The sequence below is a fragment of the Solwaraspora sp. WMMA2080 genome, assembly GCF_027497395.1.
Taxonomy (GTDB): Bacteria; Actinomycetota; Actinomycetes; order Mycobacteriales; family Micromonosporaceae; genus Micromonospora_E.
Genome location: NZ_CP114910.1, coordinates 5,059,808 through 5,085,887, shown reverse-complemented (window position 1 = coordinate 5,085,887; position 26,080 = coordinate 5,059,808). Strand labels below are relative to the sequence as shown.

The 26,080-nt window shown below is 69.9% G+C and carries 29 protein-coding genes and 1 pseudogene; 10 read left to right on the top strand and 20 right to left on the bottom strand.

The genetic code is table 11. From position 1 onward, the window contains the following. Positions 1 to 13: 13 nt before the first annotated feature. The 7 genes from O7543_RS23185 to O7543_RS23155 form a co-directional block, all read right to left on the bottom strand. Positions 14 to 1,906: an NADH-quinone oxidoreductase subunit L gene (locus tag O7543_RS23185; RefSeq protein WP_281567243.1), complete on the bottom strand. Its 1,893-nt coding sequence runs from the start codon at positions 1,904 to 1,906 to the stop codon at positions 14 to 16. Further along, positions 1,903 to 2,298 carry an NADH-quinone oxidoreductase subunit NuoK gene (gene nuoK / locus O7543_RS23180; RefSeq protein ID WP_281551911.1) on the bottom strand — a complete coding sequence of 132 codons (396 nt, stop codon included), beginning with the start codon at positions 2,296 to 2,298 and terminating at the stop codon, positions 1,903 to 1,905. Before nuoK ends, O7543_RS23185 begins: the two co-directional genes overlap by 4 nt. Next, complete coding sequence (locus tag O7543_RS23175) at positions 2,298 to 2,864, bottom strand: NADH-quinone oxidoreductase subunit J (RefSeq protein WP_281567242.1); 567 nt, start codon at positions 2,862 to 2,864, stop codon at positions 2,298 to 2,300. The genes nuoK and O7543_RS23175 overlap by 1 nt, the downstream gene beginning before the upstream one ends. Next, on the bottom strand, positions 2,861 to 3,484 hold the full coding sequence (locus O7543_RS23170; protein ID WP_281567241.1) for an NADH-quinone oxidoreductase subunit I: 624 nt from the start codon (positions 3,482 to 3,484) through the stop codon (positions 2,861 to 2,863). Before O7543_RS23170 ends, O7543_RS23175 begins: the two co-directional genes overlap by 4 nt. A gap of 126 nt (positions 3,485 to 3,610) precedes the next feature. Then, positions 3,611 to 5,413, bottom strand: coding sequence for a hypothetical protein (locus tag O7543_RS23165; protein ID WP_281567240.1), 1,803 nt, complete (start codon positions 5,411 to 5,413; stop codon positions 3,611 to 3,613). Beyond that, the gene (gene nuoH, locus O7543_RS23160; protein ID WP_281567239.1) at positions 5,410 to 6,375 is read right to left on the bottom strand and encodes an NADH-quinone oxidoreductase subunit NuoH; all 966 of its coding nucleotides are present in this window, start codon (positions 6,373 to 6,375) and stop codon (positions 5,410 to 5,412) included. The genes O7543_RS23165 and nuoH overlap by 4 nt, the downstream gene beginning before the upstream one ends. After that, complete coding sequence (locus O7543_RS23155) at positions 6,375 to 7,091, bottom strand: NADH-quinone oxidoreductase subunit C (protein WP_281567238.1); 717 nt, start codon at positions 7,089 to 7,091, stop codon at positions 6,375 to 6,377. The genes nuoH and O7543_RS23155 overlap by 1 nt, the downstream gene beginning before the upstream one ends. 86 nt (positions 7,092 to 7,177) lie before the next feature. On the opposite strand from O7543_RS23155, the gene O7543_RS23150 reads away from it, so the two are divergent. Further along, positions 7,178 to 8,215: a glucose 1-dehydrogenase gene (locus O7543_RS23150; RefSeq protein ID WP_281567237.1), complete on the top strand. Its 1,038-nt coding sequence runs from the start codon at positions 7,178 to 7,180 to the stop codon at positions 8,213 to 8,215. A gap of 1,033 nt (positions 8,216 to 9,248) precedes the next feature. On the opposite strand, the gene O7543_RS23145 is transcribed toward O7543_RS23150, so the two are convergent. Beyond that, complete coding sequence (locus O7543_RS23145; RefSeq protein ID WP_281567236.1) at positions 9,249 to 10,115, bottom strand: NAD(P)H-binding protein; 867 nt, start codon at positions 10,113 to 10,115, stop codon at positions 9,249 to 9,251. Beyond that, entirely contained in the window at positions 10,108 to 10,323 is a 216-nt protein-coding gene (locus tag O7543_RS23140) for a nuclear transport factor 2 family protein (protein ID WP_281567235.1), read from the bottom strand. Before O7543_RS23140 ends, O7543_RS23145 begins: the two co-directional genes overlap by 8 nt. 328 nt (positions 10,324 to 10,651) lie before the next feature. On the opposite strand from O7543_RS23140, the gene O7543_RS23135 reads away from it, so the two are divergent. Then, entirely contained in the window at positions 10,652 to 11,218 is a 567-nt protein-coding gene (locus tag O7543_RS23135; RefSeq protein WP_281567234.1) for a TetR/AcrR family transcriptional regulator, read from the top strand. On the opposite strand, the gene O7543_RS23130 is transcribed toward O7543_RS23135, so the two are convergent. The 4 genes and pseudogenes from O7543_RS23130 to O7543_RS23115 all read right to left on the bottom strand — a co-directional run bounded on the left by O7543_RS23130 (position 11,215) and on the right by O7543_RS23115 (position 13,062). Then, positions 11,215 to 11,361, bottom strand: coding sequence for a hypothetical protein (locus tag O7543_RS23130; protein WP_281567233.1), 147 nt, complete (start codon positions 11,359 to 11,361; stop codon positions 11,215 to 11,217). The genes O7543_RS23135 and O7543_RS23130 overlap by 4 nt on opposite strands. A 156-nt stretch (positions 11,362 to 11,517) precedes the next feature. Next, positions 11,518 to 12,147 carry a hypothetical protein gene (locus O7543_RS23125; RefSeq protein WP_281567232.1) on the bottom strand — a complete coding sequence of 210 codons (630 nt, stop codon included), beginning with the start codon at positions 12,145 to 12,147 and terminating at the stop codon, positions 11,518 to 11,520. Positions 12,148 to 12,261: 114 nt separating this feature from the next. Next, positions 12,262 to 12,569 (bottom strand): annotated as a pseudogene (locus O7543_RS23120) (DUF2252 family protein); the annotation flags it as partial. 16 nt (positions 12,570 to 12,585) lie between these two features. Further along, positions 12,586 to 13,062 (bottom strand): hypothetical protein, encoded by a 477-nt coding sequence (locus tag O7543_RS23115; protein WP_281567231.1) that lies wholly within the window; start codon positions 13,060 to 13,062, stop codon positions 12,586 to 12,588. Positions 13,063 to 13,173: 111 nt separating this feature from the next. Between O7543_RS23115 and O7543_RS23110 the strand changes: the two genes are divergently transcribed. After that, positions 13,174 to 14,346 carry a serine hydrolase domain-containing protein gene (locus O7543_RS23110; protein WP_281567230.1) on the top strand — a complete coding sequence of 391 codons (1,173 nt, stop codon included), beginning with the start codon at positions 13,174 to 13,176 and terminating at the stop codon, positions 14,344 to 14,346. A 19-nt stretch (positions 14,347 to 14,365) separates the two neighbouring features. Here the strand turns inward: O7543_RS23110 and O7543_RS23105 are convergent, their stop codons facing one another. Beyond that, on the bottom strand, positions 14,366 to 15,685 hold the full coding sequence (locus O7543_RS23105; protein ID WP_281567229.1) for a DUF2252 domain-containing protein: 1,320 nt from the start codon (positions 15,683 to 15,685) through the stop codon (positions 14,366 to 14,368). A gap of 427 nt (positions 15,686 to 16,112) precedes the next feature. On the opposite strand from O7543_RS23105, the gene O7543_RS23100 reads away from it, so the two are divergent. Then, positions 16,113 to 16,469 carry a hypothetical protein gene (locus tag O7543_RS23100; protein WP_281567228.1) on the top strand — a complete coding sequence of 119 codons (357 nt, stop codon included), beginning with the start codon at positions 16,113 to 16,115 and terminating at the stop codon, positions 16,467 to 16,469. A gap of 100 nt (positions 16,470 to 16,569) precedes the next feature. Here O7543_RS23100 and O7543_RS23095 read toward each other — a convergent pair whose 3' ends face one another. Further along, entirely contained in the window at positions 16,570 to 17,187 is a 618-nt protein-coding gene (locus O7543_RS23095; RefSeq protein WP_281567505.1) for an NADH-quinone oxidoreductase subunit B, read from the bottom strand. A 225-nt stretch (positions 17,188 to 17,412) separates the two neighbouring features. Between O7543_RS23095 and O7543_RS23090 the strand changes: the two genes are divergently transcribed. The 3 genes from O7543_RS23090 (at position 17,413) to O7543_RS23080 (ending at position 19,667) form a co-directional block, all read left to right on the top strand. Further along, the gene (locus tag O7543_RS23090; RefSeq protein ID WP_281567227.1) at positions 17,413 to 17,889 is read left to right on the top strand and encodes a hypothetical protein; all 477 of its coding nucleotides are present in this window, start codon (positions 17,413 to 17,415) and stop codon (positions 17,887 to 17,889) included. An 11-nt stretch (positions 17,890 to 17,900) separates the two neighbouring features. Beyond that, the gene (locus tag O7543_RS23085; RefSeq protein ID WP_281567226.1) at positions 17,901 to 18,692 is read left to right on the top strand and encodes a hypothetical protein; all 792 of its coding nucleotides are present in this window, start codon (positions 17,901 to 17,903) and stop codon (positions 18,690 to 18,692) included. Between the two features lie 87 nt (positions 18,693 to 18,779). After that, on the top strand, positions 18,780 to 19,667 hold the full coding sequence (locus O7543_RS23080; RefSeq protein ID WP_281567225.1) for a YDG/SRA domain-containing protein: 888 nt from the start codon (positions 18,780 to 18,782) through the stop codon (positions 19,665 to 19,667). 373 nt (positions 19,668 to 20,040) lie between these two features. Here O7543_RS23080 and O7543_RS23075 read toward each other — a convergent pair whose 3' ends face one another. The 5 genes from O7543_RS23075 to O7543_RS23055 all read right to left on the bottom strand — a co-directional run bounded on the left by O7543_RS23075 (position 20,041) and on the right by O7543_RS23055 (position 22,110). Then, positions 20,041 to 20,469 carry a hypothetical protein gene (locus O7543_RS23075; protein WP_281567224.1) on the bottom strand — a complete coding sequence of 143 codons (429 nt, stop codon included), beginning with the start codon at positions 20,467 to 20,469 and terminating at the stop codon, positions 20,041 to 20,043. Then, a complete protein-coding gene (locus O7543_RS23070; protein ID WP_281567223.1) occupies positions 20,441 to 21,085 on the bottom strand; it encodes a hypothetical protein in 645 nt (214 codons plus the stop codon). Before O7543_RS23070 ends, O7543_RS23075 begins: the two co-directional genes overlap by 29 nt. An 11-nt stretch (positions 21,086 to 21,096) precedes the next feature. Beyond that, entirely contained in the window at positions 21,097 to 21,354 is a 258-nt protein-coding gene (locus tag O7543_RS23065) for a hypothetical protein (RefSeq protein WP_281567222.1), read from the bottom strand. 10 nt (positions 21,355 to 21,364) lie between these two features. After that, the gene (locus O7543_RS23060; RefSeq protein WP_281567221.1) at positions 21,365 to 21,628 is read right to left on the bottom strand and encodes a hypothetical protein; all 264 of its coding nucleotides are present in this window, start codon (positions 21,626 to 21,628) and stop codon (positions 21,365 to 21,367) included. A 236-nt stretch (positions 21,629 to 21,864) separates the two neighbouring features. Beyond that, a complete protein-coding gene (locus O7543_RS23055) occupies positions 21,865 to 22,110 on the bottom strand; it encodes a winged helix-turn-helix domain-containing protein (RefSeq protein ID WP_281567220.1) in 246 nt (81 codons plus the stop codon). Positions 22,111 to 22,453: 343 nt separating this feature from the next. Here O7543_RS23055 and O7543_RS23050 point away from each other — a divergent pair, with 343 nt between their 5' ends. From O7543_RS23050 to O7543_RS23040, 3 genes are all read left to right on the top strand, one after another. Continuing rightward, positions 22,454 to 22,888 (top strand): DivIVA domain-containing protein, encoded by a 435-nt coding sequence (locus O7543_RS23050; RefSeq protein ID WP_281567219.1) that lies wholly within the window; start codon positions 22,454 to 22,456, stop codon positions 22,886 to 22,888. After that, positions 22,885 to 24,867, top strand: a complete 1,983-nt coding sequence (locus O7543_RS23045) for a hypothetical protein (RefSeq protein ID WP_281567218.1) — start codon at positions 22,885 to 22,887, stop codon at positions 24,865 to 24,867. Before O7543_RS23050 ends, O7543_RS23045 begins: the two co-directional genes overlap by 4 nt. A 248-nt stretch (positions 24,868 to 25,115) precedes the next feature. Further along, complete coding sequence (locus O7543_RS23040) at positions 25,116 to 26,057, top strand: DUF559 domain-containing protein (RefSeq protein WP_281567217.1); 942 nt, start codon at positions 25,116 to 25,118, stop codon at positions 26,055 to 26,057. Positions 26,058 to 26,080: the final 23 nt, after the last annotated feature.

Here is a 26,080-nt window from a genome sequence, read left to right as displayed (position 1 = left end):
CGGCGGCCCTCGCTCATCCCGCGCTCCCCAGTGCGGCGGCGGCCGCGGTCGCCAACCCGATCAGCAGTACGCCGGCGAGGACCATGGTGACCGCCCGGGGCAGCGGGGCGGTGTGCCGGCGGCGCAACCAGTCGCCCAGCCCGGTCACGGTACGCCCGGTGCCGGTGACCGCGCCGTCGACGCCGGACTCGTCGCCGACCCGGGCCGCGGCGGCGAGCGCCGTCACCGGGCGTACCACGACGGCCCGCTGCACCGCGTCGAGCCAGAACGCCGCCGCGAACGCCGGCCGCAGCGGGCCGAGCGCCCGCGCCGGGTCGGCGGCCGGGTCACGCCGGTGCAGCCACACCGCCGCGCCGACGCCGACGGCCAGCAGCAGCACCGGCAGCACCAGGTCGGGACCGAAGTGGACCAGCCCGTCCGGCGGGGCACCGAGCCAGCCGGTGAAGGTGGGGCTGAACGCGGCCAGGCCGAGCAGCCCGGCCGGCACGGCCAGGGCCAGCACCGGCCAGCGCATCAGCGCCGGCGGGTCGTGCGGGTGGGTGCCGGCGGGCACCCGGGACGGCCCGAGGAAGGTACGCAGCAGCAGCCGGGTGGCGTACCAGGCGGTGACCGCCACCCCGACGAGACCGGCCGTCCAGACCAGCCAGCCCAGCCACGCCGGCACCGGCCCGTCGCCGGGGTGCCGGGCGGCTTCGGCGGCCGCGTACAGCACGCTCTCCTTGCTCCAGAAGCCGGCCAGCGGCGGCAGCCCGGCGAGCGCGCCGAGCCCGACGGCGGTGGCGGCGAAGGTGACCGGCATCGGCCGGCGCAGCCCGCCCATCGCCGACATCAGGTTGCTGCCGACGGCGTGGATCACGCAGCCGGCGGCGAGGAACAGCAGCGCCTTGAACGCGGCGTGGGTGAGCAGGTGGAACAGGGCGGCCGGTGGGGAGCCGACGGCCAACGCGCCGGTCATGTAGCCCAGCTGGGAGACGGTCGACCAGGCGAGCACCCGTTTGATGTCGTCGGCGGCGGTCGCCGCGAACGCGCCGAGCAGCAGGGTGACGACGCCGAGCACGCCGAGCAGGATCAGCGCGGCCGGGGCGGCGACGAAGATCGGGTAGAGCCGGATCACCACGTACACCCCGGCGGCGACCATGGTGGCGGCGTGGATCAGCGCGGAGATCGGCGTCGGGCCGGCCATCGCGTCGGGCAGCCAGGTGTGCAGCGGGAACTGGGCGCTCTTGCCGGCCACCCCGGCGAGCAGCAGCAGCGCCGCCGTGGTGACCGTGGCCGGCGGGTAGTCGTGGGCGAGCACCTCGGCGATGCGGAAGCTGCCGGCACCGATGCCGAGCACCGCGATGCCGAGCAGGAATCCGACGTCACCGACCCGGGTCACCAGGAACGCCTTCATCGCCGCCGCCGGTGCCTCGGGCAGCCGCCGGTCGTGCGCGATCAGCAGGTACGAGCAGGCGCCCATCACCTCCCAGCCGACCAGCAGCATGATCAGGTCACCGGCGACGACGACCAGCAGCATCGCGGCGGTGAACAGACTCACCTGGGCGGCGTACGCCGGATAGCGGTCGTCGCCGGCCAGGTACGCGACGGAGTACAGCTGCACGGCGAGCGCGACCGCGCCGACCGCGACGGCGACCAGGGCGGCGGGGCCGTCCAGCCGGACGCCGAAGGTGACCGCCAGCCCGCCGACGTCGACCCACGACCGGGACTGCTCGACGGTCGGTGCCCCACCGGCCAGCAGCGCGACGGCGACGGCCAGCGCGGCGGTGGCACCGCCGACGCCGAGCCCGGCGGCGACCCGCCGTCGGGTGGCGGTCAGCGGGTCGGGTCGCAGGCTGACCAGCAGGCCGGCCAGGGCGGCCGCGAACGGTACGGCGGGTAGCAGGTGGCCCAGGGTCGACCCGGTCACCGGGTCACCTCCTGCCGCTCGGCGACGCTGCCAACCTGCACGGCAGCGGTGTCGGCCGGCGGGTCTGCGTCGGCCCGCCCGTCCGCGTCACCGTCGAGTGGCACGTCGTCGACGACCACGCTGGACCGCAGCCGGTACAGGTGCAGCACGATGGCCAGCCCGACACCCACCTCGGCGGCGGCGATCACGATGATGAACAGGGCGAACGTCTGCCCGGTGTACGGCAGTGCGGCGCGCACCGTGGTGTCGGCGGTGACCAGGACCAGGTTGACGGCGTTGAGCATCAGCTCGACCGACATCAGCAGCAGGACGGCGTTGCGGCGGCGCAGCACGCCGTAGACGCCGAGCCCGAACAGCGCGGCGGCGACGAGGTACGGGATGACCGGGCGCATCAGCCGCGCCCGCCCGGCCCGGCCCGCCCAGCCGGCTCGCCCGGCCCGGCCCGCCCAGCCCGCTCGGGCTGCGCGCCGACGTCGGGGCGGGACAGCACGATCGCCCCGATCAGCGCGGACAGCAGCAGCACCGACAGCACCTCGAAGGGCAGCACCCAGCTGCCAAAGACGGCCGCGCCGAGCCGGTCGGCGGTGCCGGCGTCGGGCAGCTCGACCCGCGACCAGCGGTACGCGTCGACGAACAGCGCGGCCAGCCCCAGCCCGGCCCCGCCGCCGATCAACGCGGCCGGCCAGCCGGGCCGGTCCAGGTCGGTGGCGGCGCCGATCGGCGCGCGGGTGAGCATCACCGCGAACAGCAGCAGCACCACGACCGCGCCGACGTAGATCAGCACCTGCACCCAGGCGACCAGTTCGGCGGTCAGCACCAGGTACAGGCCGGCGACGGCGCCGAGGCAGCCGACCAGGTACAGCCCGGCGCGGACGATGTGCCGGGTGCTCACCACCAGGGCGGCGGCACCGACGGCGACCGCGCCGAGGGCGAGCAGCAGCACGTCCGTACCGGTCACGTGGTCGCCCCACGGGCAGGCCGACCGGGCGCGGCGGCCTTGCGTGCGGCGGTCTCCTCTTTGGCCGGTTCGCCGTTCGGGTCGTGCGCCGGTGGCGGCGGTACGCTCGCCATCCACTCGCCGAGGTGTTCCTTGTCGTGCAGCAGGTCCCGGATGTCGTACTCGGCGTACTCGAACTCGGGCGACCAGTAGAGCGCGTCGAACGGGCAGACCTCGACGCAGATGCCGCAGTACATGCAGAGCGAGAAGTCGATGTCGAACCGGTCGAGGACGTTGCGCTGCCGGGCCCGTGCCGCACCCGGCACCTGCACCTCCTCCTTGTGCGAGTCGATGTAGATGCACCAGTCGGGGCATTCGCGGGCGCAGAGCATGCAGACCGTGCAGTTCTCGGCCAGCAGCGCGATGACCCCACGGGAGCGGGGCGGCAGATCGGGGGCGACGTCCGGGTACTGCTGGGTGTGGACCGGGGAGACCATCGTCTTGAAGGTCGTCGCCAGGCCTTTCAGCAGCCCTTCGCCGTGCCCGCCGCGGTGCCCGCCCTCGCTGTGCCCGGCACCACCGTGTCCGGTGCCGCCGTGTCCGGTGCCGCCGTGTCCGGTGTCGTGCTCCTCGCCGCTCATGCCGGTCGTCCGCCGCGTCGGTCCATGCGCCTCATCCTGCCGAATCCGTGCCGGGCACGCGAGCATCTGATCTCCGTTGCCGTCGATCTCCGCTGTCTGCGGTCTCCGTCGCCGATTGCCACGCCGTCACCAGCGGCCGAGGCAGGCGTGTTCCGGATCCGGTTCGACGACCGGCGGCTGCGGGTCCGGGCCGGCGGTCAGGTCGACCAGCGCCCAGGCCGCCGTCGACCAGCGGTCGGCGGGGAAGTCGCGGATCTCCACGATGGTGCCGTAGTCGGCGAACTCGGCGGCGACCCGGGTCGGGTAGTCGTCCGGCGCGCTGCTGAGGCTGCGGCCGTGCACGTACCAGACGCGGTCGACGTCACCGAGCCACTCGCCGAACGCCTGCGGGTCGCATTTGTCGTGATCGGACGGGTACAGCCGCACGGTGTGTGGTGCCAGGTCGTGCCGTGGTCCGTACCAGACGACCATCCGGTAGCTGAACCAGTAGAACAGCACGAGGTCGCCGGGTTGGGCACGGGCGGCCACGTCGGCGAGCGCGGCGGGGCCGGCGTCCTTCATCTGTGGGTCGACCACCTGCCGGTACGCCGCGACGGCCGCCGGGTGGGCGATCACCGGCAGCACGGCGACGGCCAGCATCAGCACCACGGACGCCACCGCCACCCGGCCGGCTCGCCGGGCCCCGGTACCAACGCGCGAGGTCAGCCCGGCGCCGACCCGGGAGGTCAGCCGAGTGCCGGCGTGCAGAGCCAGCCGTACGCCGCCGTCGAGGCCGGCGACCACCAGGATCACCGTCGGGGCGATCAGCCAGGTCGCCACCCGGTCGGCGAGCGGCAGACCACGGGCCGCCGCAGCGGCCACTGCCACCAGCAGGGTCCCGCCGAGCATCGCCGCCCACAGCGACCGGCGACGCCAGATCAGCACGGCGACGCCGGCCACGGCCAGCAGCAGGACCAGCAGCGGTTGACGCCAGTCCAGGGTCACCGTGACGAAGCTGGACCACATCCGGGGCAGCCAGGCGAGGATGTCCACCGGCCCGGAGCCGGCCGGCGGGGTGCCGTCGGCGAAGTAGTCGGACTGGCCGGGCATGAACGGGAACCGGCGACGGCGGTCGATCAGGTAGCCGGCGAAGGCGACCGCCGGCGCGGAGCCGGCGAGCAGGACCGCCACGTCGGTCCAGCGTCGGCGCAGGGCCAGCAGCAGGGTCATGCCGGCGACGGCGGCGGCGAGCACCAGCACCGCGGTCAGGCTGACGAAGACGGCGACCAAGGTGGCCGCCGCCCAGCCGACCGGGATCAGCCAGCGGGACCGGCCTCGGCGGGAGCCGACCGACGCAAAATACCGGTCCCCGAGCAGCAGCACCGCCAGGGCGACCGCCGATTCGACGGCGTACTGCTTGAGCTCGCCGACGTAGGTCAGGATCATCGGCGCGGCGGCGATCAGCGCGGTCGCGGCGACCGCCGCCCACCGCCCGACCACCCGGCGGGTGATGATCGCGGTCAACACCAGGACGGCCAGCATGCCGGCCAGCGACGGCAGCCGCAGCACCCGTTCGCCGTCGCCGAACGCCAACCACAGGGTCTTCTCCAGCCACAGCCAGCCGACCGGGGCGACCTGCTGGAACTCCATCCCCCTGGTCAGTTCGAGGAAGGTGCGGCGCAGGTTGATGGCGATGGCTGTCTCGTCGTTCCACAGCCAGTTGCCGGCGGCCCAGACCGCGATCTGCCCGGCTGCGCCGGCGGCCAGGGTCACGGCGAGGGCGATCCGGGCCGGCCAGCGCAGCCGGTCCCGGTCCAGCCAGCGCAGCCGGTCCCGGGGCGGCTGGCGTAGCCGGTCCCCCGACGGCCCACCGCTGCCGGCCGGCGGCGGCTCGTCGGGCCGGTCGGCCCGGCCGTCCGCACGCTCCTGGGTGGACGTGGCACCGGTCATCCGATGGCCACCTTCACCCCTGCCGTGAGCACCAGCTGGGCCAGGGCGAGCGGCACCAGCACCAGCCAGCACAACCGTTGCAGCTGGTCCTCGCGCAGCCGGGGGAACGACACCCGCACCCAGATGATCACGAACGCGACGGCGAAGACCTTCAGCAGTGTCCACAGCCAGCCGAGCTGTTCGACGCCGAACGGCCCCTGCCAGCCGCCGAGGAACAGCACGGTGGTCAGCGCGGCGATGACGACGATGCCGGCGTACTCGGCGAGCAGGAAGAACGCGAACCGCAGCCCGGTGTACTCGGTCAGGTAGCCGAAGACCAGTTCACTGTCGGCGATCGGCATGTCGAACGGTGGGCGGCGGATCTCGGCCATGCCGGCGAGGAAGAACACGATCAGGGCGGGTGCCTGCCAGAGCAGCCACCAGGGCCGCCACGCTTCGACGATGCCGGACAGCGACAGGGTGCCGGCGGCCATCGCGACGCTGGCGGCGGCCAGCACCAGCGGCAGTTCGTAGGCGAGCAGCTGGGCGGCGCCGCGCAGCCCGCCGAGCAGGCTGTACTTGTTGGCCGAAGCCCAGGCGGCCATCAGCACGGCGACGACGCCGACGCCCATCACGGCCAGCACGAAGAACAGGCCGACGTCGAGCGGCTGGCCGACGAGGTCGCCCGGCCCGAGGGGGATGACGAGCAGGACCAGCAGGTACGGCACCAGGGCGATCGCCGGGGCGAGCCGGAACACCGGCCGGTCGGCGGCGCGCGGGGTGATGTCCTCCTTCTGCACGAACTTGACGCCGTCGGCGATGAGTTGCGCCCAGCCGTGGAAGCCTCCGGCGTACATCGGGCCGAGCCGGCCCTGCATGTGCGCCATCGCCTTGTGTTCCATCTGCCCGACGAGCAGCGGCAGGGTGAGGAACGCGACGACGACGGAACCGACCCGGATCGTCAACTCCAGCCAGAGCGGCATCAGGCCGTACCCCCGTCGGGTCGGCCGCCGTCGGGGCCGGCGGCGCGCGCGGGCCGCGTACCGCCGTCGGGGCCGGCGTCGGGCGCGGACCTGGCGGCCTGCGGACCCCATTCGGTCGGCAGCGGTACGCCCGGTGGCCGCATCGGGGCCCGCCGGGCTCCCCCGCCGCCGCCGGCCGGTTCGCCCGGTTCCTTCGCACCCGGCCACGGCTTGGCGACCCGGGCGGCGAGGACGAACTCCTTGCGCAGCGGGTGGCCTTCGAACTCGGGGGGCAGCAGCAGCGGGGTGAGGGCCGGGTGGCCGACGAAGTGGACACCGAACATCTCGTAGGTTTCCCGCTCGTGCCAGTCGGCGCCGGGGAACACGTCGACCACGGACAGCAGCTCGGGGCGTTCGCGCGGCACCCGGGTGCGCAGCAGCAGGCCGTGCCGGTGCCGGGTGGACCACAGGTGGGCGACGATCGCGAAGCCGTCGTCGAGCTCGTCGACGGCGGAGAGCCAGTCGAAGAAGTCGCAGGCCAGGTCGGCGTCGTCGCGGGCGGCGGCGAGCGCGGCCGGCCAGCTGTCGGCGGGTACGTCGACGGTGGCCCGGGCGTACCGGTCGCCGCCGCCGGAGACCGTGGCGGTGACCTGCGCGGTGACCTGCGCGGCCTCCGACACAGCCGTCGGCTGGTCGAGCAGGCTGACCAGGTGCGCGCCGATCTCGTCGGGGGTCATGGGTCTGATCCTAAGGGCGCGGGTGGTACGCAGGTGGGCCCGACATTACGCGTGTAGGTACTGACCTGCGGGGAAACATCCTGGTCATGCGTGCGCTGACTGTCACCCCGGGCAAGGCCGATTCGTTGCGGCTCGTCGACGACGCGCCGGAGCCGTCACCCGACGAGGGTGAGGTGCTGGTCGAGGCGGTCGCGGTCGGCATCTGCGGCACCGACGGGGAGATCCTCGGCGGTGACTACGGCGAGCCGCCGCCGGGCCGGGACATGCTGGTCCTCGGCCACGAGTCGCTGGGCCGGGTGGTCGAGGACCCGAGTGGCACGATCCGGCCGGGTGACCTGGTCGCCGGGATCGTCCGGCGGCCCGACCCGGTGCCGTGCCGGTACTGCGCGGCCGGCGAGTGGGACATGTGCACCAACGGGCGGTACACCGAGTGCGGGATCAAGGGCATCGACGGGTTCGCCCGGCAGCGGTGGCGGGTGCCGGCCGAGTACGCCGTACCGCTGCGGCCGGAGCTGGGGCTGGCCGGGGTGCTGCTGGAGCCGACCAGTGTGGTCGCGAAGGCCTGGGACCACGTCGACCGGATCGGCGCGCGTGGTTTCTGGGCGCCGCAGCGGGTGCTGGTCACCGGGGCCGGCCCGATCGGGCTGCTGGCGGCGCTGCTGGGCGTGCAGCGTGGTCTGGAGACGCATGTGCTGGCCCGGGGCACGTCGGGGCCGAAGCCGGAGCTGGCCCGCCGGCTGGGTGCGACGTACCACGCGGTGCCGGTGGATGAGCTGGACTTCGACCCGGACGTCATCATCGAGTGCACCGGCGCGCCGCCGGTGGTGCGTGAGGTGTTCAACAGGTTGGCGCCGAACGGCATCGGCTGTCTGACCGGGATCAACACCCACGCCCACCACACCGAGCTGGACCTCAACGAGTTGAACCGGTGCCTGGTGTTGAAGAACAACGTCATCTTCGGCACGGTCAACGCCAACCGCCGGCACTGGCAGCAGGCCGCCGACGCGCTGGCCCGCGCCGACAACGACTGGCTGACGAGCATGATCACCCACCGGTACGGTCTGGACGACTACCAGCGGGCGTACGCCGAGGAGGAAGGCATCAAGACGGTCATCGAGTTCTGACCTGTCGGATCGGTGGCAGTTGGCACGAGGCACTCGGTTTCGGGTCGGACAGGCAGGGCCGCGCCGCGTACTCTAATGGAGATGGACGGCCGGGTGGCAGGCTGGGTGTTTCTGCCCGGTGAGGGTACGCGGATGCACGGCGCGGATCGGGCCGATGTAGGGCGCACCCTGTGCGGTCGCGACTTGGCAGCAGACGTGTTGGTACTGCAGAGCCCGCGCCGCATGTTCTCCATTTGCGTGGCCTGCCGTGACGCGGGTGCCGAGTACCCGATTCCACGATCTGCCGGGGCCGACGGTAGCCCTGGACGTCAGGCGTGGCAGCGAGTAGTGGAAGGCAATCGGCTCGGCTGGGTGAAGCTGCCTAGACCTGCACGGCAGGTACTCCACCGGCCTGACCCGTACATTCCCGACCGCGTCCTGTGCGGGTTGAAGCTGCCCGGCGGCGTGCCGATCCACGAAGAACTGCCGTGCGATTGGGCGCATTGCGACCGATGTCGGGCGAAAGCTGGTTCGGGCTCCGGGAAGCCTCGCCGGGACCGCCGCGAGCCGGCCGCACCTGCCGAGGTCGCCGGCCGTGGCGGGCAGCATCGAAAGCGACCGCCACGACCACGGCAACGGCCGGTGGAGGCGTCCACGCGGATCCTCATCCGGCTCGCGACCGGGCCCGTTGTCGGCGACGGGCCGGTCGGCACGGCAGGCACATGGCGGGTGCCGGTCGGCTGGGTGCGTCTCGACGACCCGGCCGTATGGCACAGACCGCATCCCGAACACCCGGACCAGGTCATGTGCGAGCTGCCCCTGCCCCGCATGGCTCCGGTCTATCAGCGGCGGGTACCGACGGGACGTGCCTGCCCGGACTGCCACGCCATCCGAGCCCGAGCGCTAAAGGAACTCCGCCGCCTCACACCGCCCGTCAAGACCCCGACCAGAACACGGCAGCCGCCTCCTCCAAAATTCGTTCGAGGCGGTCTACCCACGCTTGGACGGGAACGCTGACTGGCCCTACGTCCGGCTGTCGCGCAGACGGGTGACGTCAGGCCCGTCGCCAGTGGTCGGCGTTCGCGGCGCAGAAGTCGCGCAGGCTGGTCGGTGCCCGGCCGGTGACATCGTGGACCGTACTGGTGGTCCGGTTTTCGGCTCCGCCGGCGATGGCACCGTCCATGCCGGCCAGCAGGGCGGCGAAGCCGTCCGGGATGCCGAAACTGGTGAGCCGGTGGCGCATGGTGTCGACGTCGACCGTACGGTGCCGGACCGGTCGGCCGCCGGCTTCGCTGATCATCGCGGCGACGTCGGCGTAGCTGTGGGTCTGCGGGCCGGTGAGCAGATGTTCGGCGTTGTGCGGCACCGGGTCGGTCAGGGCCCGGACGGCGACGGCGGCGATGTCGGCGGCGTCGATGAAGCCGACCCGGCCGTCGCCGGTGGCGGTGACGATCTCGCCGTCGCGGCGGATGCCGGCACCGTGGTGATGGTGCTCGGCGACGAAGTTCTGCATGAACCAGGACGGGCGCAGCACCGTCCACTCCGGGAACCGGTCGGCGACGGTGGCGTGCAGTTGGCCGGGGCCGGGGTCGCCGGTGCGGATCGCCGACGAGCTGAGCAGCACGATCCGGCGTACGCCGGCGTCCTGGGCCAGGTCGAGGAACGCGCCGACCTGGCCGACCGGGTCGGCGCTGGCCGGCGGCGGCATCAGGTAGACGGCGTGGACGCCGTCGACGGCAGGCTGGTGGGTGGCCGGGTCGTGCCAGTCGAAGGGGACGTGGCTGGTGGCGGCGACCGGGTCGGTTGGGCGGTGCCGGCTGGCGGCCCGCGCCGGGTGGCCGGCTGCGGCGAGGGTGGCGACGATGTGCCGGCCGATGTTGCCGGTCGCCCCGGTGACCAGGACGGTCCGTTGGTCAGACATCGGTGCCCACCGGGATCACAGCGGCGCTGGTCAGGTCGGGGGCGGCCAGCGGGTTCCAGTAGTCGCGGTAGTGGGCGATCCGGCCGTCCCGCACGGTCACCACGACGACGTACGACATCCGGTACGGCTGCCCGGTCGGTACGACGGTGCCGGTGGCGGTGAGCTCGGCGATCACCACGTCGGGGTCGACGCTCTGGTGCACGGTCACGTCGGGGAAACTCGGCGATGTCGATCAGCTTCGGGTAGTCGATCAGGTAGCCGGTGACGGCGGCGATGCCGTCGAGGCGGCGCGGGTAGCCGGGTGGGGCGAACGGGAACTCGGCGACCGCGTCGTCGTGCCAGTGCGCGAGGAAGCCGGGCATGTCCTTGGCAAGCAGGTGGTCGAGGCAGCGGTGCAGCAGTTGGGCGGCGGGGCTGACGGTCGGGCTGGGCGCTTCGGTCACGGTGCCTCCTCTAGGATTCGGACCAGCGGTCCGGATTAACTATACGGACCGACGGTCCGGATATCCGAGGCGGGGGCGAGAGGACGGTCAACCGTGCCGGCAGCAGCACGTAAGGAACGGGTCGACGCCACCCGCAACCGGGAAACCGTGCTGGCCGCCGCCGGCCGGCTGCTCGACGCCGCCGCCGACCCGGACGAGGTCACCATGGACGCCATCGCCCAGGCGGCCGGCGTCGGCAAGGGCACCCTGTTCCGCGGCTTCGGCGACCGCACCGGCCTGCTGCAGGCCCTCGCCGCCCAGCGGGGCACCGCCCTGCAGGCCACCCTGCAAGACTCTCGGCAGGGAGCCGACCGGGATCCGGTGGCCGGGATCATCGCGATCTTCGACGCGATCCTCGACTACAAACACGCCAACCGGGCACTGGCGCTGGCGTTGGAGAGCGCCGGCCGGGGCAGCCCGTACCTCAACCCGGCGTACGGCGACCTGCACCGGCGTCTGATCGACATGATCACCGGCGTACGCGGCCCGGAGCACGCCGACTTCCTGGCGCACGCCCTGCTCGCCGCTGTCCGCAGCGACCTGCTGCACCAGCTGCGTGACGAGCCGCCGGAACGGATCCGGGCCGGCGTCGTCGCCCTGATCCGCTCCGTACTGAGCTAGGACAGCTCGCCATCGTCCGGTTCGTCGATGTTCAGGCCCATGTACTGGAAGAGTCGGGCCTGGATCTCTTCGAGGCGCTCGGCCGTCAGGACCCCGAGATGGTCCTGGAGATCTGACTTGAGGAGCGGTTGCACCGCGACCACCCGTACCCAGCACTTCTTGGGCAGACCACCCTCGCTGGCCCTGAGCTTGCACAGTACTCCGTCTTGAGGGTGGTCGATGTGGAGATCGGAGCGACCAGGACGGTGGGCCAGCCTGCGACGCTGTTCGTGTTGGGACCACTCAGAACGACGACCGGCCTACGCTCGTCGTGATAGCACTCCTGTTGCTCGTCGGCGCCCTTCGGCCAACTCAGCCATCTCCCGCTCAAGCTCCTGGCCGATACCCGGGTCGTTCTCCTGCTCCGGGAGCCGCCTGAGCACAGCCGACATCCTTCGCGCGAGCTTCGCAAGCTTGGGGCGCGGGCGCGCCAGCGACAGGTCGAGCACCACGCCCCGCTCGCGTTGTAGCGCGTCCTCCATCGGCGGGGTCTGGTAACTCAGGTCCTTGAGAGTCGCAGCCGCCAGCCCGCCCAGCTCGGTGAGGGTCTTCTCCAGAATCGCCATGTCCTCCGCAGGCATGTCGTAACCTGGGAGTTCACCAACGAGCCGGATCTGGAATCCCTGGTAGTAGGGGTCGCGTTGCACCACACGGCGCTCGACGAGCTCGTTCTCCAGGAACTGCAGGGAGTTGTTGAACGGGCCCCGCCACTCGACCCCGGAGACCGGATCCTCGCTCTCGCGCACTGCCGCGAGGTCGGTCAGGTAGAGGAACTTCGCCATCTTCAGCCGGGTGACCACGTACCCACGCTCGCGAGCCAACTTCAGCACCGCCACGTACGCCGCGACCGTTCGTCGCGACGCGGACAGCGGGGGCGGGGACTCTACCATCTCTCGCAACGCTACCCCACCCTCGCCCGACGCAGCATACTTGGCACTCATTAGAACACGTGTTCGATCACTGGGCTAGCGTGCACCCCCGGGGCGGCCGAGGAGTCTTCCCGGTCAGACCCAGGGCAGCTGGCCGTTGCGGAACAGGTCGACGAAGATCCGGTGGTCAGTGCGGGCGCGGGCACCGTACGCATGGGCGAGGTCGACCAAGTCGTGGCTGGACTCGTTGTCGGCGACCAAGTGCATCCGGCCACCGAGTGGGCCAGGTCGGTGTCGACGCCGGCCAGCTCGGTGAAGCAGAGCCACGGGTTGGCGTGCGCCTGCAACGCCCGCTGCGACACGGCGGTCCGGTGGCCCTGGTGCCGGAAGTACGCCCGGACACCTTCGTCGTGGACGTGCCGGGCGACGGCCGGCACCTGGGCCGGCAGCCGGTGTCCGTCACCCGGCTTGTTTGCGTGGAGCGACGCCGCGGAACCGTTCGTGTGCCGACTGTCGGCTGATGCCGAGGGCGTTGCCGATCTCGGCCCAGGAGAGCCCGGCGGCCCGGGCGGCCACCACGGCGCGTTCGGTCAGCTGCCGCTGCCAGCGTTCCACCTCGGCGAGGACGCCGAGTGCCTGCAACGGCCACATGGTGGCCAGTTCGGCGACGTTGTCGCGGAGGGCGTCGGAACGGCTCAGCAGCCAACCAGGGGGCACGGCGGCCAGGATCGGCCTGATATGTCCGGCCCACTCGGAGGTGGCCATCCAGCGGCCCTCTTCGGCAGCCGGGTAGTCGCTGGTGCCGAGCCAGCCGCAACTGCACCGGGCCCGGTAGCCGACTGTGCCGGCCGGCGCTTCGGCGTCAGCGCTCAGCGTCCCGTCCGGTTGCCGGAACCCGATGATGTCCGCGTGCCCGGGAACCATTTCCTCCGCCACACCATCAGCATAGGCCGTCAGGATTCCCTGACGCGGGAAGTCAGGATAGCCTGACACAGACTGTGGCTCGAATGGATCGCCGTTCGGGCCCGACAGCTTTAAGGAGAGCCCATGCCAGTGGTCAATGGCACTGTCGCGCCGGGATACGAGCCGGTCCAGGAGGCATTCCTGGCAAACTTCGAAACCCGGTCCGAGGTCGGGGCCGCCGTCAGCGTCTACCGTCACGGACAGGAGGTGGTCTGCCTGTGGGGCGGGGTCGCCGATCCCACCACCGGCAACGCGTGGCGAAGGGACAACCTCCAGCTGGTCTACTCGGCCACCAAGAGCGCGGCGGTCACCTGCGCGCACCTGCTGGCGCAGCGTGGGCAGCTCGACCTGGACGCACCTGTCGCCGGGTACTGGCCGGAGTTCGCGGCGGCCGGCAAGAGCAACATCCCGGTCCGCTGGTTACTGTCCCACCAGGCCGGACTGCCGGTACTCGACCGGCCGGTCCCGCTGGAGCAGGCGTTGGCCTGGGGGCCGGTCGTCGCCGCGCTGGCGGCCCAGGCACCCGCCTGGCGGCCGGGCACGGCGCACGGCTACCACGGCCTGACCTACGGATGGCTGGTCGGTGAAGTAGTACGGCGCGTCAGCGGCCGAAGCCTCGGCACATACTTCGCCGACGAGATCGCCAAACCACTCGGCCTGGACTTCTGGATCGGCCTGCCCGACACCGAGGCACACCGGGTCGCGCGGACCGTGGAGCAGCCGGCGACCCCACCCGTGTCCGAGGCGGTGCCAGAGCAGCTGCGACAGGTGCTCGCCGCGTACACCGATCCGACATCTCTGGTGGTCCGGTCGATGACGGTGACCGACCCGCCGATCGACCTCACCGATCCGCGCACCTGGGCAGCGGAGATCCCAGCGGTCAACGGCATCTGCACTGCCTCGTCACTGGCCCGCTTCTACGCCGGGCTGATCGGCGAAGTCGACGGTATCCGGATTCTTTACGCGACCACCCTCGCCGCCGCCACCCGCGAACAGGCCAACGGAATCGACCAGGTGCTCATGGTCCCGACCCGACCTGCGCTCGGCTTCGGCCTGCCGCTGCCGGAGCAGCCATGGTGGTCGCCCACCGCCTTCGGCTTCCCAGGCCACGGCGGCTCGCTCGGCTACGCCGATCCGGCCAGCGGCATCGCCTTCGGGTACGTGACGAACGGACTCCGCGTCACGATGGGACCGGACCCTCGAACGACCGCCCTTGTCCAGGCCCTGCGGGACGCGGTGAGCCGGCAACCGGACTGACGGCGACCGGGCCGGCCGGTCAGACCCAGGGCAGCTGGCCGTTGCGGAACAGGTCGACGAAGATCCGGTGGTCGGTGCGGGCGCGGGCACCGTACCGGTGGGCGAAGTCGACCAGGCCCGCGACGAAGCCGGCCTCGTCGGTGTCGATCGCCGCGACGATCGCCTCCTCGGTCGAGTAGTCGACCAGGTCGTGGCTGGACTCGTCGTCGGCGACCGAGTGCATCCGGGCCACCGAGTGGGCCAGGTCGGTGACGATGCCGGTCAGCTCGTCCTGCTCGTTGACGTCGGACCAGTCCAGGTCGGCGGCGTACGGCGACACTTCGGCGACGAGCTGGCCGACGCCGGCCAGCTCGGTGAAGCCGAGCCACGGGTCGGCGTGGGCCTGCAGCGCCCGCTGCGACTCGGCGGTCCGGTGGCCCTGGTGCCGGAAGTACGACCGGACACCTTCGTCGTGGACGTGCCGGGCGACGGCCGGCACCTGGGCCTGCTTCATGTAGACGACGACGTCGTTCTCCAACGCCTGGGTGTGGCCTTCGAGCAGGATGCTGTACGACGGCAGCCCGGCCGAGCCGATGCCGACGCCCTTGCGCAGCACGATGTCCTTGATCTGGGCGGCGACGGCGCGACCGCCGCCGGCCCGGTGCGGCAGCGTGGCCAGGTAGTCGCCGAACGCGGCGGTCACCGCGGCCCGGGTGTCGTCGTCGACCTCGTACACCCCGTCGCGGATGATGAACCGCCGCTCGTAGTCGTTGATGGTGGTGAGGGTTTCGAGCAGTCCGACGCGGGTGTTGAGCCGGGCCTCCTGCAGCACGTGGCGCAGCACCCCGTCGGCGTTGGCGAGGGTGATCGAGCCGATCGCCTCCTCGCCGCCGGCGACGATGGCCCGCAGCTCGGCCAGGTAGGCGGTGGCGAAGGTGCGTACCAGGGTGCCGATGATGTCGTCGGAGAGCGCCTTGGCGTAGCCGATCAGGGCGACGCTGGCGGCGAAGCGGCGCAGGTCCCAGATGAACGGGCCGACGTACGCCTCGTCGAAGTCGTTGACGTTGAAGACCAGCTCGCCGGAGCCGTTCATGTAGGTGCCGAAGTTCTCGGCGTGCAGGTCGCCGTGGATCCAGACCCGGCTGGTCCGCTTGTCGCAGAAGCTGTCGTCGTTGAACGGCCCGTCGGGCTCGGTCTGGTCGGCGTAGAACAGGCAGGCGGTGCCCCGGTAGAACGCGAACGGGCTGGCGGCCATCTTGCGGAACTTGCGGCGGAAGGCGGCCGGGTCCACCGCCATCAGCTCGCCGAACTCGGCGGTCAGGATGTCGACGATCTGCGTCGCGCGCTGAGAATCACTCACGTTGGCGCAGGCTACCGCGTTTCAGCAACCGCGCCACTGAGCGCCGGGTCAGATCCCGGCGGCACGCCGAGTCAGCTCGGCCCGTTCAGCGGGTCGGGCACGGTCATCGGCCGCTGTCCGGCCTCGGTCTCGGCCTGCTACATCCAGACCCGCGACGTCTCGGGATGGACCCCCGGCCTGGTCGGCGAGCAGCCGGATCGCACCGACCGCATCGGCCGGGTTCCCGGTGGGCTTCGACCACCAGCCGGGTCGCGCGCTCACGCAGTTCACACCATCCGCCATCAAGACCTCCTGATTGACATCTGTCAGATTCAGAGAATACGGAAAGAGGGTCGTGCCGGTAGGATTCCGGCGAGTTCGGTCAACCTCTACAACGGAGGCTTTGGTGGGAAGATCGCGCGCAAGGCTCAGTGCCCTCGTCGGGGTCATGCTCGTGGTGACGGGCGCAGCCGGTTGTAGTGGGGGCGAGGAGGCCGCCAGCGTCGAGGTGCAGCTGCGGGTGAATGTTTGTGCGGACAGCGACGGTGGTTGTTTCGCACTCGGAGTCCCGGAAGCGGATGTGTCGTTGGTGAACTTGGAAGGTCAGGTCCTGGCGACTGGAAGGTCGGACGCCGCCGGAAGGGCTCTACTCCCGAGAAATGATGCGGCTGGCGAGGTACGCATCATCGCGATCTCGCCATTAATTGAGGGAGGTCGCAATGAGTCGTCGTTGGTGCTGCCGGACGAAGGCGGGGCCAACATCACGATTGGAGCCGGCTGGACCTTCTCCCCGGCAGGTAATTGAAATGCTGTCGCGGCATGCCGCCACCTGCCAGGGTCAGCGGACAAGACCGACCGGCGCGGGATCCGATCGGATCCCGCCGAGCCACCCGAGGCGAGACCGCTCAGCTCGGCGGCTTGACGACCGGCGCGGTGAGCGCGTCAACGCCGCGCGCGGGCTGCGAGCCGGGTGCCGGGCCGGGCCTCGGGTCGGTCGGGTCGCTGGCCCGCTCGACGGAGACGTCGGCCGGGGACGCGAGCGGGTCGGGCCGGTGTACGCCGCCGATGCCGGACCGTTCGGCAGCGATCTTGTCCTGCAGCCGCAGGATGCCGTGCAGCAGGGCTTCGGGCCGGGGCGGGCAGCCGGGCACGTACACGTCGACCGGGATCAGCTGGTCGACGCCCTTGGTCACCGAGTACGAGTCCCAGTACGGGCCGCCGCAGTTGGAGCAGGCCCCGAACGAGATGACGTACTTGGGTTCGGGCATCTGGTCGTAGAGCCGCTTGATCGCCGGCGCCATCTTGTCGGTGACGGTGCCGGAGACGACCATCAGGTCGGCCTGGCGCGGCCCGTGGGCGAACGGGATGACGCCGAGGCGGATGAAGTCGTGCCGGCCCATGCTGGTGGCGATGAACTCGATCGCGCAGCAGGCCAGGCCGAAGTTGAACACCCACAGCGAGTAGCGGCGACCCCAGTTCAGCACGAACCGGATCGGCTCACCGAGCACCGCCGGCACCTGCACCACCGCGCCGCCACCTCCTCCGGGTCGCTCCGAGTACGTGCGACCCAGTCAACCACATCACCCGCCCCGAGCCCGCGCATTCATCGGGCCACGTCCACAGACGACACGAAACGGGGCATCGCGGGGAGTAGTTGTGCAGTAACCTAAGCCAGATCGACGCTGGCGATCGCTGGTCCGCCAAGGTCGCCTCCCCTCCCCGCCACTCCCCTGGACCGGTGAGCATCGTTGAGCAGGCAAGCCTCCCCGCTGGCTACGCACGCGAACCTGGGCAGCCTCCTGTCACCCGCCGCCTCCGCAACGACCGTCGGGGGCATCTCCTGGAGGCAGAAGCCCGGCCTCGACAAGGAAGGCCTGGTCCAGGTCCGGATCGCCATCAAGCATCTTGCGCCGTGCGTCCTGCGGATGACGGTCCATCCGCTGCGGCCGAGCGAGCCCTACCTGCAGTACCTCGTCGGCGCTGGTCGTGACGGGTTCTCGGCTCGGCGGCTATGCGTCAACCACACGCACCGGCCCATCGAGGGCACTCACAAGCATCGGACAGAGCCGGCGATTGGCGATGAAGTCGCCTATAAGCCTACGGACATCCCCGAGGTGCCGTTGGCACCTCGGGTCGCTCCGGGCGTCCACCGTGCGATATTTGAAGCGTTCGCGGCAGAGTGCTTCGTTGAACTGGGTACCGACTTCACCTGGGTAGAGCCGTGATGGGGGTGGCGATGAACAGCGAAACCGTCGTAGGCGCGATCTTGCGGGCGGTCAACGACCAGAGCGTCACCCAGGCGTACGGCGACGGCCTGCTCATCGACCTGCCGCTCACCTACGGCGACGGCGACGCGGTGCGACTCCTCGTGGAGCCGATCGGCGACGGTTACCGCGTCTCCGATCGCGCCACAGCGACCACTCTGCTGTCGATGGCCGGCGTCAAGTTCGACGATGGGCGCCCTGCGGAGGCGATCGCCGAAGCAGCCCGCCTGTCCGGGCTGAACGGCTTCGACGCCGTGCCCGGCGAGTTGGCCACCTACGGCTCCAAGGAGACGTTGGGCGAACTGGTCCTGGCCGTCGCGCAGGCGTCGATGCGGGTGGACCAGCTGCGATGGCTGGCGGTGAAGCAGCCGCCGGTGCGCTTCCCGGACAGAGTCGTCACCCGAATCAAGGCGTGGGCTACCAACGACGGTCGACAGGTGCGGCGCGAGGCACCGGTACGACTGACCTCAGGTCGGCAGCGGCCCGTCACCGTGCAGGTGTCGTCCGCCAACAAAGCCGCGTACGTGCAGGCGGTGAGCGGGCGCGACCAGGAGCAGGCTGCCGAGCACTGCTACCACATCTTCAGCCTGTCCGAGGTGCCCAAACAGCAGCGCATCGCAGCCCTCGACGGGACACAGGACGACTGGTCGCCTGCCATCGTCCGCGAGCTGAGGTCCGTCAGCGACGTCGAGTTCTTCGCCACCCCCCACAAGCTGGAGCAGCGCATCGACATCGTCGTGCCTCCATCCCTGCAGCACAGCTGACTACGCCAGCCTTGAACCTCCGGCGCAGCCACTTGCCAGAATCGAATCGTCTTCACATTCCCGTCCGCATGTCCTACTCTGCCGGCTATGGCGGAGCGGACGTACGGCGAGATTCCCGGTTACCCACCCGGCTCAACGTTCGCTAACCGCACCGAGCTCGCAGCGGCCAAGGTCCACCGGCCACTTCAGGGCGGCATCTGCGGCGGGCAGGATGGAGCAGAGTCTATCGTCGTCTCCGGCGGCTACGTCGACGACGAGGACTACGGCAACGAGATCGTGTACACGGGCCAGGGCGGCAACGACCCTCGAACTAAGCGCCAGATCGCGCATCAAGAACTCACGCGTGGAAACCTGGGGCTCGCCAGGAGCCAACTTGAGGGCTACCCCGTCCGCGTGATTCGTGGTGCCGGAGGGGACGAGATGCACTCGCCCGAGGTCGGTCTCCGTTATGACGGACTCTTCCGAGTGGTTGACTACTGGAAAGACGTCGGGACCGACGGGTACACTATTTGGCGCTTTCGCTTGGTGACTTACGAGAGCTTGGACTTACCCGGGATCCTCGCTCCGCTGGAGACGTCCACCCGCACCACTCGGGTTGAGGCCACAATCAAACGGCTCGTTAGAAGTGCCACTGTCGCGGCGGAGGCCAAGCGTCTTCATGACTACACATGCCAGATCTGCGGAATCAAGCTGGTGACCCCCGCCGGACCATACGCGGAAGCCGCACACATCAAGCCCCTCGGGAAGCCACACAACGGTCCAGACGTCCTCAGCAACGTCCTCTGCCTCTGCCCGAACCATCACATACTGTTCGACAACGGAGCCCTTCGAATTGACCCGAGTGGTCGAGTCATAGACACCATGAGTAATACGTTTGTCGTTGACCTGCAGCAGACCGACAAACACCCACTCAACTGGTCTTTGATCGAATATCACCGAAATATTCGTCTGGCCGACGAGCAGGTCGAAGATTAGGAGCCGAAAGGCCTCCTGCGCAACTACATAACGAAGTCCGGACTACACGAAAGCCAGCCCAGTCACACCGTTAGGACTTAGCCAAGGAGCCCTCGGTACTCGGATGTAGCCTTGCTAGCTTGCCGCACAAGTTTCGTGGCCTCCGTCAAGCGCTGTTTACTCTGCTCGCAACGGGTAGTTGCAGCTTGAACCAGCGGATGTCCAGCGGTAGACGAGACAGATCGCAGCATGACGAGCATTCTTTCGATCTCGTCGATCGCACCCTGAATTCGGGCGACGACCTTGGCTGTCTGCTCCTCGGAAATGGCAAGCCCGGCTTTGACTTCTTGGATGTTGGCCAACAGTCACCTTTCAGTCCACCATCTCGACGATCTCATCGGGCCGCCAGGCGCTCGGCCTTGCGCAGGAGATCGTCGAGATCGCTGTCTGTCATATCTAGGTCGGCGACCGCATGATGGATGGCTACAATTTGCGTCTTGGGCAACTCCAGCGCCGACACATTCAATTCGGCTGCCGGGTCCAGAGCAGCTCGAATCGCAGCTTCCGCAACACTTGGGTCAACTTGGGCCGCAACGGGGTTCGCAGCTCGCATATCTGCGACAAATTGGATCACCGCACTTTGGCTCCACTTGCCCCCGAACCTACGATCGATGGCGTAGTAGAAGACCGCAGCCAGGTACGAGGCGAAACCGTCGCCCCAGCCCTCTTCGTCGAGCAGGCGCTCGATCCGGTCGTTCTCCTCGTGGTCATCGCGCACGAACGTGCGGACATACTCAACTATCTCCGGCTTGATCTCGGTCATTTTTCTTCGCTTTCGAGTTCCTAAGTTTCCTGATAAATGAATGGACGATCAACCCTGCGCCGGTCAACGCGATAACGACGTCAGCGACAGGGTGTTGAGAATCTTGCACCCTTGGCTGCAGGAAAGGATTCTGGCCAGGTGCAACGGTGCCCGAATGAGTGTCCCCAGGTTTCACAAGATCCTTGATCGCAGAGGCAATGTCGCGCGCCAGCTGCTCGCCTTGCTTGATTTCTCCCTCTTTTTCCCCGACGCCGTTGACCAGCTTACGATGAAGCTGCTCAGCACGGGATTCCTGCGCCAGCGCCTCCTCGGCCAGCCGTTCACCGTCCGGCATCCCGTCAGCAATGCTAAATCGCCAACCGGGTGCGACAACCTTGAAATACGCCTCGTACTGGGCGCGAGCAGCGTCAAGAAGGTTCGCATATCGCCCGCACTTGTCTGCCGCGATCTGCGCCTCGGCCATCGCTCGACGCACTTTTGGGTCGGTAGCACCTTGAGCCGTACGCTCGTAGATATCTCGGGCCTGTTCAGCGTCAGCCGCGGCCCGTCTCGCTCGCACGGCAGCCTCGGCAAGTTGATTAAAAGCTGCCTGAACCTGGACAAGGACAGGTTCCATGCTTGCGGTCACTATATCTGACCTCGGTACTCGTCTGCCAGCTCGATGGCACAATCGAATCTACGGACAGTCCGTTCGATTTCCTGCGCCGCAGCGATGAAAGTTTTGCTGGCCGCAACAACTTCATCTTTTCCGCTGTCGTGGCAAGCACTTTCGGCTAGGGCTTTTCCTTCCGCAACAACCTCGGTGGCACCCAGGAAGGTGCCGCGAGCTCTGACCATTAGAGTGTTCGCCTCAACAAGCGCTGCTTTGACGTCGTCGACACTCATCGCCGATGCCTCAGCCGAGCCGATCCCCGTAGTTGCGGGTGGCCTCGTTCGCTCCGTAGATCAGGTTGGAAACTTCATGGAGATACTTCAAGCTCTGCTCGCAGGCATTGATGGCCGCATCGATGTGGGGGTGTCCCGTGCCAGCGCCGACCACACGCACGTCACCCATGATCCCTTCGAGCATCTCCCTCGCGGCACGAATCTCTTGGATGGTCGCGCCGCCGTGTGCCATGGCCTGGGCTAGACCGGCCTTGACCTCGTGGATGCTGGCCATCCGGTTCCTCCCATCGGCCTACGCTCAGGGATGCATCTCGAGGCACCCGAGCCGTTGGTCCACACTATCGGAGGCTGCGAACCAGTGCCGCCCCCGCTACGAGCGCTCCCACGGCTTGTCATTGGGCCTGCCGACGTAGACGAGATCGGGCCCTGCGATCATTCCGCTGATCGTCCAGGCCACGCTGCAAGCATCACGGCGATGTCATCGGAGGAGCCAGCCGCGTAGCCGGAGTCCTACTTGGGTTCGGCGACGAAGACTCCAACGCCATGGGCGCTCTCGACAAGGCCCTCCGTGCGCAGGGCATGCATGGCGTAGCGGATCACCGAGTCCGAGACGTTGTGCTCGGCCTTGAGCTGGGCAGTTGACGGGAGCTTGTCGCCGGGCCGCAGCTCGCCGCTCTTGATCTGAGCGCGAATGTGGTCGGCAAGCTTCTCCCACTTGGTGGCGGGCATGGTCACTCCTTGGTCTCCACCCGCCATGAGATCACGCTGACAGCTCAGGCAGCAAGATGCCGGTACAGCGAACTAGTGGTGTTGACTTAAGCGAACTACTTCGCTTAGGTTCCTCGGTGCGAGGTTTCCTCCTTGGTCTCCAACCTCAGAGGACGCCACGTGGCCGGTCGGGGCGGTCAGCGGGTAACGCCGTTGGGCGTCCCGGCCCCGAAGGTTTGCCCTGGTCGCCGTACTGCCGAGGAGAGCTGCGGCGATCGGGGTGGGGGTGGCCCCGCCGGGATCGGCAAGCGGCAGGGCCACCCCCCGTCCAGACACCCACGACACCGCGAGACCCGAACACCAGCAGCGAAGGAATGGGGAGGAACACGTGATGCGAGAGCTTTGGCGACGCTGGCGGCTGCGCCGGCAACGCCGCACCATGGCCGGCACACCACCGCGTGACTGGCCCAACGGCAGCGGCGTCTACCGCGTACCCGCCGATGGTCGTAGCCGCAACCAGCGACCCGCCGCGTACCGGCCGATCCGGCCCTGGCAGATCCGCAGCCACCGCTTCCCAACCGTCGCCCGCAAGGCGCATGGACCCGGCCTGGACCCCGGCGAAGTCGCCGCCTTCCTCGAACGGGTCGCCCACGACCTCGGCGTCGTCTACGCCGAGCTTGACCGCACCTACGAGCAGAACGACCGCATCAAGGACGCGCTCCGCCGCTGGCAGACCAGCCAGGCCCGCGCCGCGCAGGCCACCGTCAACCTGCCGGCCTGGACCGGCGCCGGCACCACCACCGCCAGGTACGCGGGGCAGTCGTGACCCACGACCCGACCCCACACCACACCGTCACCGTCGTCAGCTGCCCCCGCTGCGACGGCAGCCCCGCCGCAGCGTGCCCGCGCTGCGGCGGGGCCGGCAAACGCCGCGCCCAGTTCGTGCTCACCGTCGCCAACATCGACACCGCCGCCGTCGCGTCGGCGAACGTCGTACCCGGCGCAGTCACCCCGACCCGCACCGACGACGGCCGCTTCTGGTGCCTTGACCTGGCACCCGTCGTCGACGACCTCGCCGCCCGGGTCGGCGCCGCCCACGTCTACGACCCCGAACTACCCGGCGAACCCATCTTCGCCCCGTGGGCGGAGCTGCCCGCCGGCTGGCAGCCCGACCTGCCCGACCACCAGCGGCACGCCCTCGAAGCCGCACCGATTGCCGGCGAAGGCTACGAACCATGGCGAGTCTGGTACGGCCGCACCGCCGCCCCACCACCACCCGACCCGGCCCGCCGCCTCGGCGAACTCTGCGAAACCGCCGAACTGCTCTGCCTCGACCTGGTCGTCGAAGCCCGCCGCGACTCGTTCGCACCCGACAGCGACCGCTTCCGCTGGGACGTCCGCTTCGAACTGCCCGGCAGCCCGGTCCCCGCCGGCACCGGCCGCTACGGCAGCTTCGCCGAGGCCGCCACCCGGGTCAGTGTCGCCCGCGCCTGCTACGAGCTGGTCGACCGCAGCCAGCACGCCCCCGCCCACTACGTGACCCCACGCCCGGCCAACGGCATCAGCCTCGGCCCGCCGCCGGTCGACGTCGACCAGCTCGAACGTCGCATCGTCGCCGACTGCACCGCCGTGCTCACCGGCGAGCCGACCCCCGGCGCGCACGCCATCTGGCGCGACGGCCGCTGGTGGCACACCACCCTGCGCACCACCAGCACCGACACCAGCACCAACACCGACGCCGACACCGATACCGCCGTCCGGCTGGCCCGCTCCTGGCAGCCACCCACACCATCGTGGCAGGGACCGCCGATCCCGCACCGGCGCTGCCCCGACTGCACCCACCTGCCCCATTGGGAAGACTGCGACTGCGAACCGATCGGTGGCTGCCGCACCTGCGGCGGCACCCACCGCATCTACCACGGTGCGACCGTCACCATCGCCGCCGGCCGCCGCCGGGTCCGTCACCTCAACTGGCCACCCCTCGGCGGTACGCCGCCAGCCGCACCGCCCTGGATCGGCTACCACCCCAACGGCAAAGCCATCCACCAGCTCCCACCGGAGTACCAGCTCACCCACCATCTCACCGCGCTCGGCCTCGACCCGACCGAGCTGGCCACCCTCGACGGCCTCACCATGCACCTGCGGGACCACGAACTGCTGCACGGCTACGCCACCGTGCACCGGCCCGGCGGCGACCCGATCACGGCGTACCTCGAAAATGTCACCAACGGGCACCCCGGCGGCCGGATCCTGCTGCGCGCCAGCCCACCGAAGGTGCCGCCCCTGGCCACAGTGGTCAAACTGGCGTACGCCCTCGGCCTGACCCTGGTCGTCTCCGTCGCCGACCACCGCCGCAACGACGGCATCCCGTACCAGGTGCAGGGCCTGCGCTGGGGGATCCGCTTCGCCCCACCCGACACCACCACAAACTTCGACCGCTGGAACCCCGGGGCACACCAGCCCAGCCTGCCGAAGGCGATCGCGCAAGCCCTGGAGTTCCTTCGCAACGCCAGCGACGTCACCGTGCCCACCGACCCGACGACCCCGGTCCCCGCACCGACCAACCTCGACGACCACGCGGGTGAGCCCGGCGGCGCAGGCGATGCCCGGCCCGACAACGGCACGCCCGACCCGGTGCCGGCGCTCACCGCACTCGCCACCCACCACCCCGGCACCGCCGTCACCGTCCTGCTCACCCCACGGCGATGCGAAGTCCACCTGCCCGACGGCCCGCACCACACGAAGCTGATCGCCACCGCCGCCACCCTCGACGGAGCGGTCACCGCGGTGACTGCCGACATCTGACCCGACGCCGCCGGATCGGCGCCACCAGCGGGAGACCGCGCCGACCCCACCCGCAGGCGGGGCAGTCACCAGTCACCGTCATCGACTGCCCCGCCTGCACCAAACCACCGCCGGCTCCCGCCCCTCCACCGTCCTCACCGGGCCGGAGCCTCCCAGCAGCCCACTCCCCCTCACTCTTGAGTCGGATTCGCGACCAGATCGACAATCGGGGCAGCGAAGCATGCCGGTGTGCCGGCAAGCTCTGCCGGATGGCCCGCCCCGTCAAGGTGCCCCGCGAGTTGACCGTCGAACCGTTCGCCGGCAGCCAGGCAGTCGCCGCCGGCCTGCTCACCAAGCGGATGCTCGCCGGCCCGACCTGGCGCCGCCTGCTCCACGACGTCTACGTGCATGCCGACGCGTACCACCCGAACGACCACCGGATGTGGTGCCTCGCCGTCGCGGTCCGTCTCCCACCCGTCGCGACTATCTACGGACTGAGCGCCGCCTTCCTCTGGGGCGTCGACTTGCTGCCGCACAAGGGCACGGTGCCAGCACCCGTGCACGTCGCCGTACCGAGCAAGGCTCGACCGGACCCGCACCCCCGCATCCGGTACGCCAACCTGGCCCTCGACTGGGAGCATGACGTCACTTCCCTCACCGGGATACCCATCACCACCGGGGTCCGGACCGCCTTCGACCTGGGTAGGAGGCTGCCAAGGGCCGACGCGCTCGTCGCCCTGGACGCGCTCCTGCGCCGCCGGACCTGCACCAAGGCCCAACTGTCGGCGTACGTCGACGCCCACCCGGGGCTACGGCAGGTCAAGCAACTCCGCGACCTGCTGAACCTCGCTGAGCCGTTGAGCGAGTCACCGATGGAGAGCCGGCTCCGGCTGCTGCTGCACGACGCCGGCCTGCCGAAGCCCACCCCGCAGTTCAAAGTCGTCACCCCGACGACCAGCTCAACAGACTCAACAGGTAGCGGGAAGTTCATCGCCCGGGTCGACCTCGCGTACCCGCAGTGGCGCATCGCCATCGAGTACGAAGGCGACCATCACCGGGAGCAAACCACCTTCCGCAAGGACGTGTACCGGTTCAACGCTTTGCGGGCCGCCGGTTGGCTGGCGCTACGCTTCACCGCCGACGACGTACTCCGGCGAAGCGAACAAATCCCCCAAACAGTACGGCAGGCGATCGCCGAGCGGGCCGGGTGACCGCGTCTAGTGGAGGGCTGGGG

What these genes read in the sequence shown, in the direction of transcription:
- O7543_RS23080 (WP_281567225.1), top strand. Translation starts at nt 18,780, where the DNA reads ATGGCGGAGCGGACGTACGGCGAGATTCCCGGTTACCCACCCGGCTCA.
- O7543_RS23040 (WP_281567217.1), top strand. Translation starts at nt 25,116, where the DNA reads ATGGCCCGCCCCGTCAAGGTGCCCCGCGAGTTGACCGTCGAACCGTTC.
- O7543_RS23110 (WP_281567230.1), top strand. Translation starts at nt 13,174, where the DNA reads ATGCCAGTGGTCAATGGCACTGTCGCGCCGGGATACGAGCCGGTCCAG.
- O7543_RS23085 (WP_281567226.1), top strand. Translation starts at nt 17,901, where the DNA reads ATGAACAGCGAAACCGTCGTAGGCGCGATCTTGCGGGCGGTCAACGAC.
- O7543_RS23075 (WP_281567224.1), bottom strand. Translation starts at nt 20,469, where the DNA reads ATGACCGAGATCAAGCCGGAGATAGTTGAGTATGTCCGCACGTTCGTG.
- O7543_RS23125 (WP_281567232.1), bottom strand. Translation starts at nt 12,147, where the DNA reads ATGGTAGAGTCCCCGCCCCCGCTGTCCGCGTCGCGACGAACGGTCGCG.
- O7543_RS23065 (WP_281567222.1), bottom strand. Translation starts at nt 21,354, where the DNA reads ATGAGTGTCGACGACGTCAAAGCAGCGCTTGTTGAGGCGAACACTCTA.
- O7543_RS23070 (WP_281567223.1), bottom strand. Translation starts at nt 21,085, where the DNA reads ATGGAACCTGTCCTTGTCCAGGTTCAGGCAGCTTTTAATCAACTTGCC.
- O7543_RS23150 (WP_281567237.1), top strand. Translation starts at nt 7,178, where the DNA reads ATGCGTGCGCTGACTGTCACCCCGGGCAAGGCCGATTCGTTGCGGCTC.
- O7543_RS23145 (WP_281567236.1), bottom strand. Translation starts at nt 10,115, where the DNA reads ATGTCTGACCAACGGACCGTCCTGGTCACCGGGGCGACCGGCAACATC.
- O7543_RS23050 (WP_281567219.1), top strand. Translation starts at nt 22,454, where the DNA reads ATGCGAGAGCTTTGGCGACGCTGGCGGCTGCGCCGGCAACGCCGCACC.
- nuoH (WP_281567239.1), bottom strand. Translation starts at nt 6,375, where the DNA reads ATGCCGCTCTGGCTGGAGTTGACGATCCGGGTCGGTTCCGTCGTCGTC.
- O7543_RS23165 (WP_281567240.1), bottom strand. Translation starts at nt 5,413, where the DNA reads ATGACCGGTGCCACGTCCACCCAGGAGCGTGCGGACGGCCGGGCCGAC.
- O7543_RS23155 (WP_281567238.1), bottom strand. Translation starts at nt 7,091, where the DNA reads ATGACCCCCGACGAGATCGGCGCGCACCTGGTCAGCCTGCTCGACCAG.
- nuoK (WP_281551911.1), bottom strand. Translation starts at nt 2,298, where the DNA reads ATGCGCCCGGTCATCCCGTACCTCGTCGCCGCCGCGCTGTTCGGGCTC.
- O7543_RS23100 (WP_281567228.1), top strand. Translation starts at nt 16,113, where the DNA reads ATGCTCGTGGTGACGGGCGCAGCCGGTTGTAGTGGGGGCGAGGAGGCC.
- O7543_RS23055 (WP_281567220.1), bottom strand. Translation starts at nt 22,110, where the DNA reads ATGGCGGGTGGAGACCAAGGAGTGACCATGCCCGCCACCAAGTGGGAG.
- O7543_RS23060 (WP_281567221.1), bottom strand. Translation starts at nt 21,628, where the DNA reads ATGGCCAGCATCCACGAGGTCAAGGCCGGTCTAGCCCAGGCCATGGCA.
- O7543_RS23170 (WP_281567241.1), bottom strand. Translation starts at nt 3,484, where the DNA reads ATGAGCGGCGAGGAGCACGACACCGGACACGGCGGCACCGGACACGGC.